At 36.7% G+C, this 20298-nt stretch carries 20 protein-coding genes; 11 read left to right on the forward strand and 9 right to left on the reverse strand.

Translation table 11 applies throughout. The features are described from left to right. Window positions 1-206: 206 nt before the first annotated feature. The 3 genes from DDY94_RS15020 to asnB form a co-directional block, all read right to left on the reverse strand. Entirely contained in the window at window positions 207-1016 is an 810-nt protein-coding gene (locus DDY94_RS15020) for a CPBP family intramembrane glutamic endopeptidase (RefSeq protein WP_111685429.1), read from the reverse strand. 29 nt (window positions 1017-1045) lie between these two features. After that, window positions 1046-1615, reverse strand: coding sequence for a helix-turn-helix domain-containing protein (locus DDY94_RS15025; RefSeq protein WP_111685430.1), 570 nt, complete (start codon window positions 1613-1615; stop codon window positions 1046-1048). A 202-nt stretch (window positions 1616-1817) separates the two neighbouring features. Next, window positions 1818-3479, reverse strand: a complete 1662-nt coding sequence (gene asnB / locus DDY94_RS15030; RefSeq protein WP_111685431.1) for an asparagine synthase B — start codon at window positions 3477-3479, stop codon at window positions 1818-1820. Window positions 3480-3757: 278 nt separating this feature from the next. Between asnB and DDY94_RS15035 the strand changes: the two genes are divergently transcribed. Continuing rightward, window positions 3758-4297: a DUF2911 domain-containing protein gene (locus tag DDY94_RS15035; RefSeq protein ID WP_111685432.1), complete on the forward strand. Its 540-nt coding sequence runs from the start codon at window positions 3758-3760 to the stop codon at window positions 4295-4297. A gap of 51 nt (window positions 4298-4348) precedes the next feature. Here DDY94_RS15035 and DDY94_RS15040 read toward each other — a convergent pair whose 3' ends face one another. Then, window positions 4349-4981 carry a 7-carboxy-7-deazaguanine synthase QueE gene (locus DDY94_RS15040; protein WP_111685433.1) on the reverse strand — a complete coding sequence of 211 codons (633 nt, stop codon included), beginning with the start codon at window positions 4979-4981 and terminating at the stop codon, window positions 4349-4351. Window positions 4982-5063: 82 nt separating this feature from the next. Next, window positions 5064-5510 carry a Rid family detoxifying hydrolase gene (locus DDY94_RS15045; protein ID WP_111685434.1) on the reverse strand — a complete coding sequence of 149 codons (447 nt, stop codon included), beginning with the start codon at window positions 5508-5510 and terminating at the stop codon, window positions 5064-5066. A 58-nt stretch (window positions 5511-5568) separates the two neighbouring features. Here DDY94_RS15045 and DDY94_RS15050 point away from each other — a divergent pair, with 58 nt between their 5' ends. From DDY94_RS15050 to DDY94_RS15085, 7 genes are all read left to right on the forward strand, one after another. After that, the gene (locus tag DDY94_RS15050; RefSeq protein WP_111685435.1) at window positions 5569-7107 is read left to right on the forward strand and encodes a helicase HerA-like domain-containing protein; all 1539 of its coding nucleotides are present in this window, start codon (window positions 5569-5571) and stop codon (window positions 7105-7107) included. A gap of 20 nt (window positions 7108-7127) precedes the next feature. Next, window positions 7128-7685, forward strand: a complete 558-nt coding sequence (locus DDY94_RS15055; protein ID WP_111685436.1) for a hypothetical protein — start codon at window positions 7128-7130, stop codon at window positions 7683-7685. A gap of 209 nt (window positions 7686-7894) precedes the next feature. Then, a complete protein-coding gene (locus tag DDY94_RS15060; protein WP_111685585.1) occupies window positions 7895-8269 on the forward strand; it encodes a cupin domain-containing protein in 375 nt (124 codons plus the stop codon). Window position 8270: 1 nt separating this feature from the next. After that, a complete protein-coding gene (locus tag DDY94_RS15065; protein WP_111685437.1) occupies window positions 8271-9098 on the forward strand; it encodes an alpha/beta hydrolase in 828 nt (275 codons plus the stop codon). Between the two features lie 21 nt (window positions 9099-9119). Further along, on the forward strand, window positions 9120-9887 hold the full coding sequence (gene rluF / locus DDY94_RS15070) for a 23S rRNA pseudouridine(2604) synthase RluF (protein WP_111685438.1): 768 nt from the start codon (window positions 9120-9122) through the stop codon (window positions 9885-9887). 74 nt (window positions 9888-9961) lie between these two features. Next, window positions 9962-10912 carry a YybH family protein gene (locus DDY94_RS16290; RefSeq protein ID WP_232817886.1) on the forward strand — a complete coding sequence of 317 codons (951 nt, stop codon included), beginning with the start codon at window positions 9962-9964 and terminating at the stop codon, window positions 10910-10912. Between the two features lie 30 nt (window positions 10913-10942). Further along, window positions 10943-11365: a VOC family protein gene (locus DDY94_RS15085; RefSeq protein WP_111685439.1), complete on the forward strand. Its 423-nt coding sequence runs from the start codon at window positions 10943-10945 to the stop codon at window positions 11363-11365. 1 nt (window position 11366) lies between these two features. Here DDY94_RS15085 and DDY94_RS15090 read toward each other — a convergent pair whose 3' ends face one another. The 4 genes from DDY94_RS15090 to DDY94_RS15105 all read right to left on the reverse strand — a co-directional run bounded on the left by DDY94_RS15090 (window position 11367) and on the right by DDY94_RS15105 (window position 16369). Next, window positions 11367-12251, reverse strand: a complete 885-nt coding sequence (locus DDY94_RS15090; protein ID WP_111685440.1) for a bifunctional 5,10-methylenetetrahydrofolate dehydrogenase/5,10-methenyltetrahydrofolate cyclohydrolase — start codon at window positions 12249-12251, stop codon at window positions 11367-11369. A 154-nt stretch (window positions 12252-12405) separates the two neighbouring features. Next, window positions 12406-12777, reverse strand: a complete 372-nt coding sequence (locus tag DDY94_RS15095) for a four helix bundle protein (RefSeq protein ID WP_111685441.1) — start codon at window positions 12775-12777, stop codon at window positions 12406-12408. A 123-nt stretch (window positions 12778-12900) separates the two neighbouring features. Then, the gene (gene ffh, locus DDY94_RS15100) at window positions 12901-14232 is read right to left on the reverse strand and encodes a signal recognition particle protein (RefSeq protein WP_111685442.1); all 1332 of its coding nucleotides are present in this window, start codon (window positions 14230-14232) and stop codon (window positions 12901-12903) included. A gap of 184 nt (window positions 14233-14416) precedes the next feature. Beyond that, a complete protein-coding gene (locus tag DDY94_RS15105; RefSeq protein WP_111685443.1) occupies window positions 14417-16369 on the reverse strand; it encodes a hypothetical protein in 1953 nt (650 codons plus the stop codon). A 96-nt stretch (window positions 16370-16465) separates the two neighbouring features. Between DDY94_RS15105 and DDY94_RS15110 the strand changes: the two genes are divergently transcribed. From DDY94_RS15110 to DDY94_RS15120, 3 genes are all read left to right on the forward strand, one after another. Then, complete coding sequence (locus tag DDY94_RS15110) at window positions 16466-16981, forward strand: RNA polymerase sigma factor (protein ID WP_111685444.1); 516 nt, start codon at window positions 16466-16468, stop codon at window positions 16979-16981. Between the two features lie 66 nt (window positions 16982-17047). Continuing rightward, window positions 17048-17941, forward strand: a complete 894-nt coding sequence (locus DDY94_RS15115; RefSeq protein ID WP_198658967.1) for a FecR family protein — start codon at window positions 17048-17050, stop codon at window positions 17939-17941. Then, window positions 17934-20231 carry a TonB-dependent receptor plug domain-containing protein gene (locus DDY94_RS15120; RefSeq protein WP_111685446.1) on the forward strand — a complete coding sequence of 766 codons (2298 nt, stop codon included), beginning with the start codon at window positions 17934-17936 and terminating at the stop codon, window positions 20229-20231. Before DDY94_RS15115 ends, DDY94_RS15120 begins: the two co-directional genes overlap by 8 nt. The last annotated feature ends 67 nt before the right edge of the window (window positions 20232-20298 follow it).

Consider the following 20298-nt stretch of genomic DNA (forward strand, 5'->3'; position numbering starts at 1 on the left):
AAAGTGTCTTAAAACGCCTAAAAAGTAGCTTAAATTCAATTTTAACATATTTTTTCTAATAGACTTACTGCCAGAGTATTCAAAATTCCTTAGAACGCAGATTTACATTAAATTTTGTACTTCGAAAGTAATAACAAACCGACGAATTTCAATATATTTCATTACCATATTCTTAAAGATATATTGCAGGTGTTCGATTTGAAATTCTAAAAAATATTGTTGTTATGCTTTTGTTTTTTTCTTCTTAACTTTTCGGTTAGTAAAAGTGCAATCACTAAAATCAGTACCTGTAAAAGCATACCAATAGTTTCAGTTTGCTGAATCATTTCAGAAGTTGGTTCAATAGCATATTCCAAATTCCAGACACCTTCCCTATTTTCTTTTAGGCCAACCAAGGCTAAAACTACATTCAGCGCCATATGTAACCCTGTTGGCAATGCTATCCCTTTAGAATAGATCGCTGCCAAACCAAAAACAAAGGCCCAAACACCTGGTCCTAAAAGTTGTACAAAAAAGGATGCTCCAGAAAAATCGTGATACCATGCGAATAGCAGTGCTAATAATATTTGAGCTGGCCAAATGCCGTAGTTCTTATAAATTTTAGCGAAGGCATAGCCCCTAAAGATTACTTCCTCCATAAAAGCCAAGATAAAAATGCCTGCAAACCAAAGAGGTAAACTCGATAGATCCAGGTCTTCATTCAAGGAAATTCCTAAGCTTGAAAAATTCAATATAATGCCAATCATTACAAGAGCAATGACACTTCCAATTAGAAAGCCATACGCAAATTTTAATGGTGTTCTGGCATTCATTGAAAAGCCACCTTCTTTAAGTGATTTACCATCGATTCGTAAAGCAAAAAAGCTTACAATAAGGGCTATAACAGTAATTAATACCCCTCCAAATCCATACTTACTTACTGAACTAAATGGTAGTACACTCAATAGGATTAAAATTAGAATGAAAGAAATGGGCAATAGTAGAGCTGAGCTCAGTTTAATGAACTTGGTTTTCATAATAAAAAGTTTTAGATATAGATTAAAAGTTAACTGGTCTTATTTTTTAAGAACGGAATAGATAAAGGGTATTTACAGGTTTGTTTATTCAAGGCTGAGGATATATTGATCAAACAAACGATGATACCGAATACGAAAATCGCAGCAGTAAATATAAAGTTGAAACCGGGTAAGACGAAAAACATGAGGAGTGAGATAATTAGAAGAACATTAAGTGTTGCATGAAAATTTACAACGGCTCTACCATGCTCGTCATAGAGTTTATGATCATCTGCTTTACTTACCCATATGAAAAGTGGCACCAATACATTTGCCAAAGGAAAAATTAGCCCGAAGAATGGAGTTCCATGGATGAGTAACATCCATTTTCTTTCGACAACTTCCTCATTAGGATTTTCTAGTACCAAGAGTTCATCAACATCAATCTCCAAACCAGTGGCCAACAGCTTTACAGTCTGCAAATGTGGTTGAACTTCGCCTTTTTCGATTCGTTGAATAGTTCTAACAGCAACAGTACATTTATCTGAAAGTTCTTCTTGGGTATAGCCTTTTAACTTTCTTTGATAAACTAAATTCTCACTTAAGGATTGATTTTTCATTTCATTTGTTTTGATGACACAAATCTACATGATGCACATGGTTTTTTTCACGTCATTTAAATGTCACCTATCTGTCAGTTGCAGTAAATATAGTAGTTTACCGGGCTTCGCATGTCGTAATTTGAAAAATCTTTAGCAGGAATAAAAAAAGAGGTAAGCCAAAAGCAAACCTCTTTCATTTATGGTTAGGGTGAAAATTTTATTAATAAGCATCCTCATGAACCTTCGCTACCGCTCTTCCTGAAGGGTCATTCATGTTTTTAAAAGCTTCATCCCATTCTAAAGCAATTTTTGTGCTACAAGCTACGCTAGGTTCTTGAGGTACACTCAAGGCAGCAGCATCACTAGGAAAATGCGATTCAAAAATAGTTCTGTAGTAGTACTCTTCCTTATTCTGAGGTGTTTGAATGGGGAAACGGAAATGTGCATTGGCCATTTGCTCATCACTTATTTCTTTCTCCACAATGTCTTTTAGAGTATCGATCCAGCTATAGCCTACACCATCGCTAAACTGCTCTTTCTGTCTCCAAGCTACACTTTCGGGTAACATATCTTCAAAGGCTTTACGAACCACCCATTTTTCCATTCGTTCGCCATTAATCATTTTATCTTGTGGGTTAATGCGCATGGCCACGTCCATAAAATCTTTATCTAAAAATGGCACACGACCCTCAATACCCCAAGCTGCTAAACTCTTATTCGCTCTTAGGCAATCGTACATATGAAGTTTACTTAATTTACGTACCGTTTCTTCATGAAATTCTTGAGCATTCGGAGCCTTGTGAAAATATAAATACCCACCAAACAGCTCATCAGCGCCTTCGCCCGACAATACCATTTTAATACCCATAGATTTTATTACACGCGCCATTAAATACATTGGTGTACTTGCTCTTACCGTTGTAATGTCGTAAGTTTCTAATTGATAAATGACATCTTTAACCGCATCTAAACCTTCCTGGATAGTGAATTTAATTTCGTGATGAACGGTACCAATATGGTCTGCAACTTTTTGTGCAGCTGCCAAATCCGGTGATCCTTCTAATCCAACCGAAAAACTATGCAATTGCGGCCACCACGCTTGTTCTTTATCGTCGGCTTCGATTCGGCGCTGTGAATACTTTTTTGCAATAGCAGAAGTCACAGAAGAGTCTAATCCCCCTGAAAGAAGCACTCCATAAGGCACATCACTCATTAATTGCCTGTGAACCGCATCTTCTAAAGCTTGTCTCAATTCGGCAATACTAGTCTCGTTGTCCTTTACAGTATCAAAGTCTTCCCAATCGCGCTTATACCACTGAACTAATTCACCATCCTTACTACTTAGGTAATGTCCTGGAGGAAATAATTCAATTTTTGTACATACACCTTCAAGGGCTTTTAATTCTGAAGCAACATAGAATGTTCCGTATTTATCCCAACCCATATACAATGGAATAATTCCCATATGATCACGCGCAATGAAATACTCATCCCTTTCCACATCATAGATGGCAAAACCGAAAATGCCATTCATCTCATCAATAAATTCATGGCCCTTTTCTTTGTACAATGCCAAGATCACTTCGCAATCGCTTTCTGTTTGAAACTTATAATCGGGGAATTGCGCACGCAGTTCTCTATGGTTATAGATTTCGCCATTTGCTGCAAGGATTAATGACTTATCTTCACTAAAAAGTGGCTGCTTACCTGAAGCCGGATCAACAATTGCCAAACGCTCATGAGCCAAAATGGCTTTATCATCGCTATAAATACCACTCCAATCTGGTCCGCGATGTCTTATGGACTTTGCCATTTCTAATACCTGAGGTCTTAAAACTTCAGATTTTTGTTTTATATCAAACGCACATACTATTCCGCACATAATTTCTATTTTTTTTAGTTTGAGAAAGACTTTAATTCAACTAGTCTTTCTATTAATTATTAATTATGAAGCAAATATTAAGATAAACTTTCAAATATTAAATACAAAGACACCAAATAATAATGATTTGAAACCTTAATAAGTATTTTTAAAAAAATATATAACTTTATTCCGTGAAACAGCCTAATTCAGTTTAAATCTGTAAACTTTAATATTTCTTTACGACCTTATACTTTATGTAAGACGTAATTTTACATTCAATAAAACTTTAATAACTCATGAAAACAACACGACTAATGTCAACCATCGCTTTTGCATTTATGATGTTTTTATCATTTAATGCTGAGGCTCAAAAATTTAGAGGATTAGATAAAAGTCCAATGGACGCAGCTACTTTAGGTAGAGGAAGTAATACACTTGCTATTGTTTATTACAGTAGACCGCAATTAAAAGGCAGAACTGTTGGTAAGGAAATTGCCACTTATGGTAAGGTATGGAGAACTGGAGCTAATGAAGCCACAAAACTCATTCTGAGTGTAGATATGAAACTTGATGGAAAAAACATCGAAGCCGGAACTTATTCTATTTTCACTATTCCTGGTGAGAAAGAATGGAAGGTTATGATCAGTTCTGACACCAATAATTGGGGTTCTGGAGGCTACAGTGAAGACAATATTGTTGCTAGCATTTCAGTTCCTGTGACTGAAGGTAAAGAATCTCTAGAAGCGTTCTCAATGGCTTTTGAAGCCACTGATGACGGTGCACATTTACATATGGGCTGGGACAAAGTGAGAGTTGCTGTTCCTTTCACTAAGTAAAACAAGAAATACATATTAACTAAAAACACCTTGATTTCTCAAGGTGTTTTTTTATGGAATATTTAAATATTTATGCGTCTGGAGTGAAACCTTCCATTTAGGGTTGGCCATCACATAATTAACTATAAGGGGCATCATTTTATCTCGCTTGCTCCACTCTGGCTGCAGGTATAAAATACAATTCTCATTTACCTTTGAAGCTTGTTCTTCTGCAAATCGCAAGTCGTCTTTGTTATAAACAATACACTTTAATTCGTGTGCCTTTTCATAGATCTCCTCTTTTGGGAGTTTCACTTTTTTAGGCGACAAGCAGATCCAGTCCCACTCACCTGTTAATTTATAAGCACCTGAAGTCTCGATATGCGTTTGAACACCTTTTGCCTTTAGCTGTTCTGTTAATGGCCCCATATCCCAAGTTAGCGGTTCACCTCCAGTAACTACGATAGTGTCGCTGTAGTTCACAGCATTCTCAACAATCTTTTCTGTCGCAGTTGGCGGATGTAATTCGGCCAACCAGCTTTCTTTAACATCACACCAATGGCACCCAACATCGCAACCACCAATTCTAACAAAATATGCAGCTGTACCTTTGTGGAATCCTTCACCCTGGATAGTGTAAAACTCCTCCATTAATGGAAGTAAATGTCCTTTATCTATTAATTCTTGTCGTTCTCGTCTTGTCATGGCTGGCAAAGATAGGATATAAAGTTATAAGTTATAAGTTATAAGTTATAAGTTGGAAGTTGAGTGTACCTAGTCCTTCGACTTATTTAGCCGCTATCACATCGATCTCAATACTAGCGCCACCAGCCAATCCTGCAGCAGCAAAAGTTGTACGTGCTGGTTTTTTGGTAAAATATTTGGTGTATACCGAATTGAAGGCTTTAAAATCATTTATATCTTTCAGGATAACGGTGCATTTAACCACGTTATCTAAAGACAAATGATGATGCTCTAAAACGTCTTTGATGTTTTCAATGACTTGTTGTGTTTCAGCTTCAATTCCGCCAGTTACAAGGGTACCTTTTTTATGATCCTTTCCAATCTGACCCGTCAAAAACAAAAGATCTTCAGTTTCTACGGCATCGCTAAAAGGCACATTTGCTCTGCTGGGTTCGTGAGATTTATGAAAAATGATTTCTGAATTGGATTCAGAACAGGATAGAAAGCTGAATACAATTAAAAAACAAAGTGATGAAATTACTGACTTCATGGTTTCTGGTTTTAATCTTGATTAAAATTACATTATTTTTATGCAAATTTTCTGACCGATGACGAATTCTGATAAATTCATAGCTGATATTGCCGCTGGCAATACGTTTAAAGGAGACTACATTACCCTTGGAGCTGCCATGCTTGAAGGTGAAACCAAAACAAATGCTTTTGTAAATGTTCCCCTCAAAACCATGAATCGTCATGGTCTTATTGCAGGTGCTACAGGAACAGGAAAAACTAAAACATTACAAGTTTTGGCTGAACATCTTTCAGAAAAAGGCGTGCCCGTTTTACTGATGGATATAAAGGGTGATTTGAGTGGCTTGGCAAAAGCGAGTCCAGGGCACCCAAAAATTGATGAACGTCATGAGAAAATCGGTTTACCTTTTGAAGCTAAATCATTTCCTGTTGAGATCTTAACACTTTCAGAACAAGATGGTGTAAGATTAAGAGCAACGATTAGTGAATTTGGACCTGTTCTCATATCAAGAATATTAGGTGTCACTGAAACACAGGCCGGAATTATTTCAGTAATCTTTAAGTATTGTGATGATCATAAATTGCCACTTTTAGATCTTAAAGATTTCAAGAAGATGTTGCAATATGCCACGGGTGAAGGTAAAAAGGAATTTGAAGAATCCTACGGAAGAATTTCAACAGCGTCAACCGGTGCTATCCTCAGAAAACTTATAGAAATAGAACAACAAGGAGGTGATCTTTTCTTTGGTGAAACTTCCTTTGATACGCAAGATCTTCTAAGAATCGATGAGAATGGTCGTGGATATATCAATATTATCAGGCTAACAGATATTCAGGATAAACCAAAGTTGTTTTCAACCTTCATGTTAAGTCTTCTAGCAGAGATTTATTCTACTTTCCCTGAACAAGGCGATAGCGGTAGACCAGAACTCATTATGTTTATTGATGAAGCTCATTTAATCTTCAATGAAGCCTCTGACGCTCTTTTAAATCAGATTGAAAGTATTGTAAAACTCATCCGAAGTAAAGGGGTTGGGTTATACTTTGTTACTCAAAATCCGACCGACGTCCCGGAAGCCGTTTTAGGTCAATTAGGTTTGAAAGTACAACATGCATTGCGAGCCTTTACAGCTAAAGACAGAAAGGCGATTAAATTAACGGCACAAAATTATCCAGACACTGAATACTATGATACTGCTGAAGTTCTGACCTCTTTAGGTATTGGTGAAGCATTGGTTTCAGCATTAAATGAAAAAGGTAAACCAACGCCATTGGCTGCTACCATGATGAGAGCGCCAATGAGCCGCATGGATATATTAACTGAATCTGAACTAGGTAACCTTTTGGCGCAATCTCAACTTGCCAAAAAATATAATAAGGAAGTTGACCGTGAAAGTGCTTACGAGATGCTAAATGAGAAAATTGCGCAAGCGGAAGCTGAAGAAGCAAAACGTAAAGCAAAAGAAGAACAAGAAGCATTGAAGCGAGCAGAGAGCAAAAGAAAATCAAGCTCTAGTAGAAGACGTAGTAGTCGCCAAAACCCAATAGTAAAAGTATTATCAAGCCCAACCGTGATAAGAAGTGTTTTAGGAATTTTAACCAAAATGCTTAAATAATTAACCTTTTAAGATAACGAATGAAGAATTTTTTATTTGCACTATTAGTATGTGCTTTATTCCTTTCGAGCTGTACTAATGACAAGGCACCAGATCCATTTTTAATTCAAAAACATCACATCGGATTACTCACCGATTCTACTCAGGTAAAGGATTTAGATGCGATTTTTAAAAATGATTCGGTAGTACGATATATTGCAGGAGATGAGTTTGCTGGCTCTATTAATACTATTGAGATCTTTGAAAAAAGTGGTAATAAATTATTGGATCTTACTCCAAAAGAGGCTTTAGATTCAACATCGGTTATTGAGAGTGTTCGCATCATGGATAAGCGATATAAAACTCCTAAGAATATCACTTTACTCAGTACCTACAAGGAAATTAAAGAAGCTTATAAGATTTCTAAAGTCGACAACCTTATAGATTATATTGTTGTTTCAGTCAATGAAATCAATGCATCATTCGCAATAGATAAAAAAGAATTACCTGCCGAATTGCAGTATGATATGGATATTATTATCGAACCTATTCAAATTCCTGAAAAAGCAAAGATCAAATATTTTATGATTCACTGGTAAGCCTACGCTGAAGCTTCGGCTTACAAGTAATGCGCAAATAGCTTCGGCTTACAAGTAGTATGCAAATAGCTTCAGCTTACAAGAAGTTCTCTAAAAGAGTTTGGGACATGAAAAAAAACCGAGGTGTCGGTTTCAAAATAAACACCAAACACGCACAAACGTAAATGAATGCTATGATTTACGTCATAAATGCTAAGAAAAAATTAATTATGAACGAGGGAAAAAAATACAAGGTACAAACATCGCCATTTGTGGTACCTACTGATGACGGAAAAACTATTAAAGAACATTTCGGTCTAGCCAGTGATGGCAATTCTCAAATTAGTATTGCACACATGGTAGCGCCTCCAGGTTGGTCTGAACCTTTTCAGACTCCTGAATTTGACGAGTATACTTTTATAATCAAAGGCAAAAAACAATTTATTATTGAAGATGAAACTGTAGTTCTTGAGGCCGGACAATCAATTAAAGTGAACAAACATACCAGGTTACAATACTCAAATCCTTTTACCGAACCATGTGAATATATCGCTATTTGCCTCCCAGCTTTTTCGATAGATTCTGTTAATAGAGAGGAGAACTAGTATGAGCAGTTTTGTAATTAAAACCATTGGAGGAGCGTTAAATGCCACCAGTTTAGTTTCGTCCAAATACGCATCAAAGAAGGCATTAAATTTATTTGCCTCGCCACGCAAAGGTCGTTATACCGATGAGCAGCGTAAAGTAATTAGCACTGCCCTTTTTCAAGAAGTTGACTTTGATGGTACTTCAATTGCTACCTATCGATGGCATGGTAAAGGAAAGACTATTCTTTTAAGTCACGGATGGGAGAGTAATGCCTCTAGATGGAGCTATATTCTAGATGAATTAATAGCTCAAGGATATGATATCATTGCATTAGACGGACCTGCTCATGGACGATCTGGGGGGAAGTTATTTAATGCGCTTTTATATTCTGAATTTATCAATGTCATAGCTAAAAAATTTCAACCAGAAATCGTTATGGGCCATTCTGTAGGTGGTATGGCTAGTGTGTTTTTTATGCACAATCATCCTCTCGAATCTGTAGAAAAAATGATCCTTTTAGGTGCTCCGGCGCATTTCACCGGTGTTTTTTCAAGATATAAATCACTGATGGGTTATAACCGACGAATTTCTGAAGGACTCGACAATATTGTTTTGGAGCGCTTCGGAAAACCAGTTGATTATTTTTCTGCTGCTAACTTCACCAAATCTATCGATGCAAAAGGTCTGATTATTCATGACAAAAATGACAAGATCATACCTTATGAGGATGCGTTGTTATTTGCCAATCGCTATAAAAATTCAGAATTAATAACTACAAGCGGCTTTGGGCATGGCTTAAAAGATCCATCATTAACGCCTAAGATTATCGATTTCATAAATAGCTAATCTTTTTGGTACTTTTACATTATGTCAGACCAACTCATACGTCTTAATAAATTCCTCAGTGAAGCTGGGTATTGCTCTCGTCGTGAAGCCGATCGCCTGATCGATGCCGGAAGAGTGACCATCAATGATGTGGTGCCTGAAATGGGTACTAAAGTTGCTACTGGTGATGTGGTGAAAGTAGATGGTGAAATTATTGGCGAACGCAAAAAAGACTTTGTTTATCTCGCATTTAATAAACCTGTTGGCATTGTTTGTACAACCGACACACGTGTTGAAAAAGATAATATCATAGACTTCATTAATTATCCAAAACGTATTTTTCCAATTGGACGATTAGATAAACCAAGTGAAGGCCTTATACTTCTCACGGATGATGGCGACATTGTGAATAAAATTCTTCGCGCAAGCAATAATCACGAAAAAGAATATGTAGTTACAGTTGATAAGCCTATCTCTCAAACTTTCATTAAGCGTATGGCAGGTGGAATTTATATTGAAGAGTTAAAACAGCGGACCAAAAAATGTGAAGTCAGAAAAATAGACACCTTTACCTTTAGCATCATTCTTACGCAAGGATTGAACCGCCAGATCCGTCGCATGTGCGAATATTTGAACTATGAAGTTCTTACCTTAAAGCGCATTAGAATCATGAATATTTCTCTTGATATGCCATTAGGCACTTATCGTGAATTGACCGAAGAAGAATTCAAAACGTTAAGTGAACTCATTAGCGATTCGAAAAAAACGTTCCAACCGAAACAGCAACGTACCAGAAAAAGCAGACGTTAATTATATCCTAATTAACAAAAGAGTTGCCTGATTGATCTTTAACTTTAATTTTACTAAATCAATCAGTTAACATTATGAAATCAATCCTCACACTCGTTTTCTTCGTGTCGATTTTGGGATTTTCCCAAACCAATTATTCCGCTTCAGACACACATCCTTATGGTTTACCTCATCCCGATGCTCCCGAACAGATCAAAGATTTTGATGGTTTAATAGGTAAATGCAATTGCAAATCTGTTTCCCGAAATCAGGATCAGTCTTGGGCAGAAGCCGTAGATATGACCTGGGAATGGAAATATATAATGAACGGTATGGCCGTACAGGATGAAACCATCAAAGCGGATGGAAAACACTCTGGAAGTATTAGACAGTTCATTGCAGATAGCAGCAAATGGTATGTGCATTATTACTCTTCAAACTTTCCTACAACCAGCTTACCAACTTGGGAAGGTGGCAAGAAAGACGATGGCACAATTGTACTTTATCGCGATCAGACAGCTCCAAATGGTATGGAAGGGTTTTACAGACTTATGTTTTATGACATCAACGATACTGGTTATAAATGGATCGGTGAATGGGTAGATAAGACTGAAAAGATCGTATTTCCTACTTGGAAAATTGATTGTAAGCGAGAGCCTTCAGGCCATTCAGATCTTGAAATCATAAAGAAGAATTCAATGGCATTTTCAAAAGCTTACATGGATGGTGACGTAGACGCATTGGTTAACTTATATACTGATGATGGGAAGATATTTCCAAATAATCGCATGATTATGGCTGGGACGTCTGACTTAAAAAAGTATTGGATCATGCCCGAAGGCGTTAAAACCCTTCATCACAAGGTGACACCAGACGAAATTCATATTGAAAATGATATCGCCTACGATTATGGCTATTATGAAGGCAAGACCTTAACTAAAGACAAAAAGGAAAGTTCTTGGCAAGGCAAGTATTTGATCGTTTGGAAAAAGATTGAAGGCGATTGGAAGATTTACCTCGACATATGGAATAGTGTTCCTGAGTAATCCTTATTTTTGGTGAAACTTTTGAATTGTATGTCGAAACTTTCACCATTTCATTTGGCTATTCCCGTTCATAATCTCGCAGAATGTAGAGATTTTTACACCAATACTTTAAGATTTGAAGAAGGCCGCAGCAGTGACCATTGGGTAGATTATAATTTCTTCGGACATCAGTTAGTTATTCATTTTAAGCCGAAATCTGAAGAGGATCTTCACACCAACGCAGTAGACGGAAAAGACGTTCCTGTACCTCACTTTGGTGTAGTTTTACCATGGGATTCTTTTCAGAAGTTTGCTGATCTTTTAAAATCTAAAGGCATAAAATTCATCATTGAACCTTACATCAGGTTTGAAGGGCAAGTTGGTGAACAAGCCACCATGTTTTTTAAGGATCCTTCTGGGAATGCTTTAGAATTTAAAGCCTTCAAGGATATGAGTCAGCTATTCGCCAAATAATTTAGCTTCTATGTTTTCTGTGCTGTTCTCTAGCAAGTAACGTATTCTTTAAAAGCATAGCAATAGTCATTGGTCCTACACCTCCAGGTACAGGTGTAATAAAACTTGCTTTTTTGCTGACGTTTTCAAAATCGACATCACCAGTGATGTAATAGCCTTTTTCAGAATCATCTGCAACACGGGTAATTCCTACGTCGATAATAACGGCGTCATCCTTCACCATTTCAGCTTTCAAAAACCCTGGAACACCAAGCGCCGTGATAATAATATCTGCCTGCGACGTAATCTGCGTAATATTTTTTGTGTGACTATGGGTTAATGTCACCGTTGAATTTCCTGGGAAGCCTTTGCGCCCCATCAAAATACTCATCGGTCTACCAACAATATGAGATCTGCCAATCACTACAGTGTGCTTTCCTTTCGTCTCAACCCCATAACGGTCTAAAAGTTCTAAAATACCAAATGGTGTAGCCGGAATGAAGGTAGACATATCTAAGGCCATTTTTCCAAAGTTAGTCGGATGGAAACCATCAACATCCTTATCAGGGTTTACCGCCATTAATACTTTTTGTGTATTAATTTGTGGTGGCAATGGTAATTGAATGATGAACCCATCAATATCATCATTGTTGTTTAGGTCGTCAATAGTATCAAGAAGTTCAATTTCGCTGGTTGTATTTGGCATTCTAACCATGGTAGATTCAAACCCTACGCGTTCACAGGCTCTAACTTTACTTCCAACGTAAGTTAAACTTGCACCGTCATTACCAACTATAACTGCCGCTAAATGCGGAACTTTCTCACCATTGGCCTTCATTTTATCAACTTCTACCTTAATCTCTTCTTTTATGTCCTTGCTGGTCTTTCTTCCGTCTAGTATTGTCATAATTTAGTTTAGTTTTCAGTCGCAGTCTCAGTTTTCAGTCTCAGTTTTCAGTCTCAGTTTTCAGTCTCAGTTTTCAGTCTCAGTTTTCAGTCTCAGTTTTCAGTCTCAGTTTTCAGTCTCAGTTTTCAGTCTCAGTAATTAACAGTTTATGAATTTAATGCACTTTGACTCCAAATTTCTTTGGATTGTTTTTCATGTAATTTATCAACTTACCAACTTCGTCTACCTGACTTGCTAAATTGTTATGTTCTTCTCTTGTTATGTAGTTACATTTAAGTGCAAAATCTAGCCATGTACTCGTCTCTGAATTTTCACTGTCTGAGTCTGAAAGCTTGCTTACAAAATGTTTTACATATTCTCTTTTTCTATAGGCTTCCGCAATATTTGCACACACAGATCTTGAACTTCTTCTAATTTGGTCCGTCATTGAATAGGTTTCCTCCCTTGGGAAGGACTTTGAAATTTCATAAACAGCCATAGCCAAATCAAAACCTTTTTGGTAAGCCAATAAGTTTTTAAAATCCATAACATTAAGTAATAACTATCGAGACTGGGGCGTCTTTTTAGATTAATTATGTAAACTAATACCACCTACTTTGACTGTCTACTGTAACTGCCTACTGACACTGCCTACTGTGACTGTCAACATTTACCTCGGCATATTTTTCATCATCTGCATCATGCGTTTGCCGCCACCACCTTGCATCATTTTCATCATTTTACTCATTTGGGTGAATTGCTTCAGTAACTGATTAACTTCTTGCACTGAAGTACCTGAGCCTTTTCCAATTCGCTTTTTACGACTAGCATTTATAATAGATGGATTAGAACGTTCGGCAGGTGTCATGGAATGTATAATTGCTTCAATTCCTTTGAAGGCATCGTCATCGATATCAACACCCTTCATCATTTTTCCGGCTCCGGGGATCATTCCGATTAAATCCTTCATATTACCCATTTTCTTGATCTGCTGAATTTGCTTCAAGAAGTCATCAAAACCAAATTGATTCTTTGCAATTTTCTTCTGAAGTTTTCTAGCTTCTTCCTCATCAAATTGTTCTTGAGCTCTTTCAACAAGAGATACCACATCTCCCATGCCCAAAATACGATCAGCCATACGAGATGGATAGAACACATCGATAGCTTCCATCTTTTCGCCGGTACCGATAAACTTAATCGGTTTATTAACTACCGATTTAATTGAGATCGCTGCACCACCTCGAGTATCACCATCTAGCTTGGTAAGGATAACACCATCAAAATTTAAAATGTCGTTGAAGGCTTTCGCCGTGTTAACAGCATCCTGACCTGTCATTGAGTCCACTACGAATAGGGTTTCTTGCGGCTGAATGGCTTTATGGATATTAGATATCTCGGTCATCATGGCCTCATCAACAGCCAAACGACCCGCGGTATCTATTATCACCACGTTGTGTCCGTTAGCCTTTGCATGAGAAATACCTGCCTGCGCAATAGCAACAGGATCACTATTTCCTTTATCACTGTAAACCTCAACATTGATCTGCTCACCCACTACGTGAAGCTGATCGATCGCCGCAGGACGATAAACGTCACAGGCAACTAATAGAGGTTTTTTAGTCTTTTTGTTTTTGAGATAATTGGCAAGCTTTCCAGAAAAAGTGGTTTTACCCGAACCCTGTAAACCCGACATTAAGATAACGCTTGGGTTGCCAGATAGGTTGACACCTTCGGCATCGCCGCCCATAAGCTCGGTTAGTTCGTCTTTAACGATCTTAACCATTAACTGACCTGGTTGTAAGGTCGTTAGTACATTCTGACCTAAAGCTTTTTCCTTCACCTTATTGGTGAATTCCTTAGCAATTTTAAAATTAACATCGGCATCTAAAAGCGCACGTCTTACTTCTTTTAAAGTTTCAGCAACATTAACTTCCGTAATGCTACCGTGTCCTTTAAGAACGTGTAATGCTTTATCTAACTTTTCACTTAAATTATTGAACATAATCTTTATCTCTTTAGAAGGTGCAAATTTAAGAATTTACAAGAGATAAACGAATAGCATATCTATAATTCTGCGCTGCTTTCATTGAGAATATTACAAAAGAAAAGAGCTGCCTAGCGGTTGGCAACTCCTCTCATCAACTTAAACTTACTAAAATTACTAACTTACTTAGCGGTTCTCTTTATTAATCGCATTCTCTTTCGAGAACTAAAATATCGTCTCCTCGGTGCATTTCTAATCTGTTTTCTTCGCATTCAACGACTAGCCATTCACCAGTAATTGCCTGAATATTTGGCCCTGCAACATTGGTGAAGGTCACAATTACACCATCCTCAGACTGTGAGGTCGTCCAGTTGGCTTCAATTTCTGTTTGATTGTTGTAAATGATTACGGATTGACTGTTCGGTTGGAAATCTAAGTTCCATTCCATTAAATTGTCGCTTCCGTTATAATTGACCGGAATCCAGATGCATTCGGTAAGGAATCCGTCAACATCTAATTCTGAACAATCGCCTTCATTACAGTCTTCAATGATTAAAATTATCGGGAATACTTCAAACTGGTTACCAATCACCACTCTCGTGTAAACTATTGCTTCTAAGCCAACCATAGCATAACTTTCCGGGTTTGCTATTGGGTTAATTCCGGCATCGGCATCTTGAATAGTTTCGTGGTAGGTCACCTCATCTGCACTTGGATTACAATTTGCAAATGCAACGGTAAGATCAAAAGTATAAGGCCCATCAGTGCCATTATCGCATTGCTCAAGTACCGCATCAAAACTTGTGAAACAATCGAAATTATTACATTCTTCAGTTATGAGATAGATGGTAAAAATCTCGAAATTACCATTATCAGCTTCAATTCTTAGGAATACTTCACCTCCACTTGACCAATACGACTCCGTATTTACAATCGCATTAATATTGGTCTCAGCGTCTGCCTCTGTTACATGGAATGAAGGTGTGAAATTGTAAGCACAATCTGTTAAACCAATAGTATTCGCACTGAGATTAAATTCGGCTTCGTTATTAGGACCTAAGCACGCTACGAGTTCATAATCACCGAAACAATCGAACACCTCGTCATCGTCATCATCATCGCAATTTTGCTCAAGCTCTATTGGGTAATCTTCACGATAGATCTCTAATTCATCTTCATCACAATCAATTAGCCATTCACCTCCCAAATCTTGTTCAAAAGCAGTTAATTCGAATAAATTAAGCACTAAACCTTCGTCTGTTTCTGTTAAGCTCCATTCACCTCCAATGGCCGACGTCGTATCACCTTCTGTAATCGCCAAAGAACCGTCTTCATAAAAGATAATCTGATAAATCTCAAAATCGTCGTATTCATCTTCAATATCCCAAGGACATTCAAGTAGTAATTCTAAAACCTGTTCTTCATCGCATTCTTCCTCTTCATCGTCATCATCATCACAATCTTCATCAGCCGCTGCTATTGCATCTGCCAATTCCTGATTAGAGTTTACTTCGAGCGTTTCACCATTGGCATAAATTAGGGTCACTGGATAATTCAAACTAACAATTAATGCATTTTCATCATCTTCTAACTCATCTAAAAAGTTGTATAAAGCTTCATCATTCTCAATAACTACAGTATCTACAATATTGAAGGTAGCATCGAAAATTGAAAACGTAATTGGATAAACAAAATCAACACATTCAATGATGTCGTCGTCATCTTCGTCGAGTTCGCATTCGTCAATAAATGTTTCTAATTGCTCTATATTTTCAATAACAATTTCTGTATAATCACTAAAAATAATGGTGATAGGAAATACAAAATCGAAGAAATCTTCTTCATCTTCAAACTCATCAAAAAGATCTTCGAGTTCTTCAATATCGTCGAGTGTTTCAATCACAATTGTAGTATCACCGATAATAATAGTTACTGGTAATTCGATTGAAAAACAACTCGAATTGTCGAGAATATCGTCGTAGGCACCATAGTTGGCAGTGACATTATTCATAAATGTCGCAAGCGGTGAGTTGGGCTCTATAATTTCCTGTTCATCAGGGTCGACTACATCGACCTCTTCATTTAGACAGGACGTAAAAGTCAATAGGGCAAAAAAGGCGTAAAGTAATACGTGATTGATTTTCGTTTTCATCATTTTGGAGCTTTAGTATTTTATTATACAACAACTTCAGATTTATTTCTCCTACCTCACCCCTTAAAAAATTTATTTATACTTTGTGAGGCATAAGCTATGAACCAACCACTGCAAGACCATATCTGCAACGAGCAATTGTTTGAGCGTTTGTATAAAAAACACTCAAAGAATCTTCATGATTTCTTGTATTACAAGTTCGGTGATCGCTTAAATCCTAGAGACAAGGTTCAAGATGCTTTTATAAAATTATGGCAAAATTGTGGTAAGATCGCCCCTGATAAAGCCAAAAGTTTTTTATTCACTACCGCAAATAATTTAATGCTAAATGCCGCAGCGCATCAAAAGGTAGTTTTAAAGTTTGAAAAGCTACCCCAAAAGACAGCTACTAATCAGTCGCCAGAATTTATTCTTCAGGAAAAAGAATATCATAAGAAGCTACAAAATGCGCTTGCCAATTTAACTGAAGCCCAACGTGTTGCTTTTTTAATGAATAGAGTTGAAGGCAAACGATTTAAGGAAATTGCTGCAATTTTAGACATCTCGACGAAAGCAGTTGAAAAGCGAATTTATGGCGCCTTAAAAAAGTTACGTGAAGATATTGAAGGCCTCTAAAAAATTAAAATATGATATGGGGTAGGAATTTTTACTGCTAAGCTGTTATATTATTGAAATAGAATTATGAACAGAGATTCACTCATACAAAAATGGTTAGATAATAACCTGAGCCCAGAAGAGCGAAAAGCTTTTGAGCAGCTTGAGGATTACAATATTTTGATCCAAATGCAAGAGACCTTGATGTCTTTTAAAGCTCCTGAGTTTTCTGTTGATAAGAATTATGAGGAATTAAAGCCTAAGCTTCAAATTAAAAAGAGTCAGCAGAACTGGTTAAAACCATTACTAAGACTTGCTGCAGTCCTGGCGATTTGTTTCTCTGTGTATTATTACACAACAACACTCGATACTAAATTTGATACCCAAATTGCAAACAGAACTGACATTGAATTGCCTGACAATTCTGAGGTGGTTTTGAACTCAAATTCATCGCTAGTTTTTAATGAAAGTAACTGGTCTAAAAACAGAACGGTTACGTTAAATGGTGAAGCATTTTTTAAGGTTGCAAAAGGCGAAAAGTTCGATGTCGTTACAGAAAGTGGTACTGTTAGTGTGCTAGGCACACAATTTAATGTGAAACAACGCATAAACTATTTTGAAGTTGTATGTTACGAAGGACTGGTTGGTGTAAAAACTAAAGAAGAGTATGTAAAACTCCACCCAGGAGAGAGCATAAAAATCATAGATGGGAAATTACTTGCTGATGAAAAAGAAACCGCTACGCAACCATCTTGGTTGCGTGGTGAAAGTAATTTTAAGGAAACACCTTTAAAGCACGTTATTGCTGAGCTCGAAAATTATTATAATCTTGATATTACTGTAGATGATGCCGATAAGATGCGAGTATTTACAGGTAGCTTCACCCATAAAAATCTAGATTTAGCATTGCAATCTATTACAATACCTTTAAATTTAAGCTATAGTAAGTCTGGAACTTCTATTGTATTAAAGCGTGAATAAACTTTTACATCGATTAGTTTTATTTCTTTTTTTAACCACCTCGTTTAATTTAGCTCATAGCCAAAATGAGGGTCCACAACCGCTTGTTCTTATTCTTGAACAGATCGAAGATCATTACGATGTAAAATTCTCTTATGAGACTAAAACCATAAAAGATATATTTGTTTCACTTCCTAGTTTAGATCTTTCGATTGAAGATATGATCGGTGAACTTAGATTTCTTTCCCTTCTTGAATTTAAAATTTTAGATCGTCGTTTTATTGCCATTACAAAAAACTCAAAGTCTGTTCAACGGCTTGAAGAAGTTGTAGTGTTCAATTATTTAACCAAAGGTATTACTAAAACAAATACTGGCGCAGTTAATGTGCGGTCTAAAGCTTTTGATATTTTACCAGGTCTTATTGAACCCGACGTCCTTCAGATATTGCAAAATCTTCCTGGAATAATTAGTGTTGACGAACGCATTTCAAACTTAAATGTAAGAGGTGGAACTAATGATCAAAATCTAATTCTCTATGAAGGGATAAGAATGTATCAGTCTGGTCATTTCTTCGGGCTCATTTCGGCCTTCAATCCGTATTTAACCAACGATATTAAAATCTCTAAAAACGGAACCTCAGCGCTTTATGGTAATGGTGTTTCGAGTACTATTTCTATAACTAATAAAGATCGACTAGACCATCAATTTAATGGCGGAATTGGGTCTAATTTGTTAAATGCTGATGGCTATGCTACCATCCCAATAAATAAAAAAATGGAGCTTCAATTGGCTGCCCGACGTTCTTTTACAGACCTTTGGTCGTCAACCACCTATGATTCTTATTTCGACCGAATTTTCAGAGATTCGGAACTTAATATTTCGAACGATATTAATACAGTGATTGCTTTAGACGAACGTTTTTTATTCTATGACTTGAATGCAAAGTTTCTGTATGATATTGATGATACATCGAAGCTTAGGGTTAGCTTCCTTAACATTTATAATGATCTTGATTATAATCAGATTTTTACCAATTCTGATAACGACATTCAGGAAACCCGAAGCGCACTAAATCAGATCAGTTTTGGAGCAAGTGCAAGCTATTCAAAAGTGTTTGAAAATGACATTAGAGCCTCTGCCCAAATCTATTATTCTAACTATGATCTCGATGCTCAAAACAACGACATCACTAACAATCAAAGCTTAATTCAGGAGAATAAAGTAGAAGATTACGGTTTACGAGTAGACCTTTCAAAAACCATTGATAATAACACTGAACTGCGCGGTGGTTATCAGTTTAATGAAGTTGGAGTTACAGATTTTGAAGATGTTACCAACCCTAATTTCACGAGTTTGATAAAAGAAATTATTAGAACGCACGCCATTTTTGCTGAAACAGAGCGATTTTCAAAATCGAGAAATACGTATATCAGACTTGGTGCAAGAATTAGCTATTTTGAAAAATTACAAGAACTTGTTATTGAACCTCGATTTGCCTTCAACCAGAAGTTTTCAAACGCCATACGATTAGAAATATTAGGTGAATTGAAGAGTCAATCAATCACTCAGGTGACCGATCTTCAGCAAGATTTTTTCGGAATAGAAAAACGACGTTGGCAGTTGTCTAATTTAGACGATGTACCACTTGTAAGAAGTCAACAAATTTCCATGGGTGTCAGCTATAATCAAAACAACTTATTGATTTCTCTTGAAGGCTACTACAAAAATGTCGATGATATTACCGCTCAAAGTCAGGGCTTTCAAAATCAGTTTCAGTTTGTAAATGATATTGGTTCGTACACCGTGACTGGATTAGATTTTCTGGTGAACAAACGCTTCAATAATTTCAGCACATGGTTAAGTTATACCTTGAGTAATAACAATTATAAGTTTGACACCTTAAATGGTAGTTCTGCATTTCCGAATACCGTAGACCTTACCCATGTTGCTAATGCATCATTAACATATAGTCTCAATAGTTTTAAGGTTGGACTAGGGATTAATTGGCATTCAGGCAGAGCATATACTGAGCCATCAGAATTACAAATCGACAACAATCCTTTTATTGAATACGACGATCCGAATAACGCTAGATTACCCGATTATTTTAGAACTGATATTTCGGCGATATATAAGTTCAAATTATCTCATGGAGTTAGGGCTGAAGCTGGTGCATCGATCTGGAATGTATTCGATAGGTCTAATATCATCAATCGCTTTTATGCCTTAGATGCTGATGACAATATAGTTGAAGTTAATAACCGTTCATTGCGGTTTACGCCTAACTTCAGTTTGAGAATACAATTTTAGTTATTACTTTTAGTCAACGTTTAACTAACTCTATTCCAATCAAAACTTTAAAGGCACTCATAGTTGT

Source organism: Winogradskyella tangerina, from assembly GCF_003260205.1.
Taxonomy (GTDB): Bacteria; Bacteroidota; Bacteroidia; order Flavobacteriales; family Flavobacteriaceae; genus Winogradskyella; species Winogradskyella tangerina.

Excerpts from the sequence above, each read along its gene's own strand:
- DDY94_RS15060 (WP_111685585.1), top strand. The coding sequence starts at position 7,895 with ATGAACGAGGGAAAAAAATACAAGGTACAAACATCGCCATTTGTGGTA.
- DDY94_RS15065 (WP_111685437.1), top strand. The coding sequence starts at position 8,271 with ATGAGCAGTTTTGTAATTAAAACCATTGGAGGAGCGTTAAATGCCACC.
- DDY94_RS15045 (WP_111685434.1), bottom strand. The coding sequence starts at position 5,510 with ATGAAGTCAGTAATTTCATCACTTTGTTTTTTAATTGTATTCAGCTTT.
- DDY94_RS15025 (WP_111685430.1), bottom strand. The coding sequence starts at position 1,615 with ATGAAAAATCAATCCTTAAGTGAGAATTTAGTTTATCAAAGAAAGTTA.
- DDY94_RS15020 (WP_111685429.1), bottom strand. The coding sequence starts at position 1,016 with ATGAAAACCAAGTTCATTAAACTGAGCTCAGCTCTACTATTGCCCATT.
- DDY94_RS15050 (WP_111685435.1), top strand. The coding sequence starts at position 5,569 with ATGACGAATTCTGATAAATTCATAGCTGATATTGCCGCTGGCAATACG.
- DDY94_RS15110 (WP_111685444.1), top strand. The coding sequence starts at position 16,466 with ATGAACCAACCACTGCAAGACCATATCTGCAACGAGCAATTGTTTGAG.
- DDY94_RS15085 (WP_111685439.1), top strand. The coding sequence starts at position 10,943 with ATGTCGAAACTTTCACCATTTCATTTGGCTATTCCCGTTCATAATCTC.
- DDY94_RS15090 (WP_111685440.1), bottom strand. The coding sequence starts at position 12,251 with ATGACAATACTAGACGGAAGAAAGACCAGCAAGGACATAAAAGAAGAG.
- ffh (WP_111685442.1), bottom strand. The coding sequence starts at position 14,232 with ATGTTCAATAATTTAAGTGAAAAGTTAGATAAAGCATTACACGTTCTT.
- DDY94_RS15105 (WP_111685443.1), bottom strand. The coding sequence starts at position 16,369 with ATGATGAAAACGAAAATCAATCACGTATTACTTTACGCCTTTTTTGCC.
- asnB (WP_111685431.1), bottom strand. The coding sequence starts at position 3,479 with ATGTGCGGAATAGTATGTGCGTTTGATATAAAACAAAAATCTGAAGTT.
- rluF (WP_111685438.1), top strand. The coding sequence starts at position 9,120 with ATGTCAGACCAACTCATACGTCTTAATAAATTCCTCAGTGAAGCTGGG.
- DDY94_RS15115 (WP_198658967.1), top strand. The coding sequence starts at position 17,048 with ATGAACAGAGATTCACTCATACAAAAATGGTTAGATAATAACCTGAGC.
- DDY94_RS15095 (WP_111685441.1), bottom strand. The coding sequence starts at position 12,777 with ATGGATTTTAAAAACTTATTGGCTTACCAAAAAGGTTTTGATTTGGCT.
- DDY94_RS15040 (WP_111685433.1), bottom strand. The coding sequence starts at position 4,981 with ATGACAAGACGAGAACGACAAGAATTAATAGATAAAGGACATTTACTT.
- DDY94_RS16290 (WP_232817886.1), top strand. The coding sequence starts at position 9,962 with ATGAAATCAATCCTCACACTCGTTTTCTTCGTGTCGATTTTGGGATTT.
- DDY94_RS15035 (WP_111685432.1), top strand. The coding sequence starts at position 3,758 with ATGAAAACAACACGACTAATGTCAACCATCGCTTTTGCATTTATGATG.
- DDY94_RS15055 (WP_111685436.1), top strand. The coding sequence starts at position 7,128 with ATGAAGAATTTTTTATTTGCACTATTAGTATGTGCTTTATTCCTTTCG.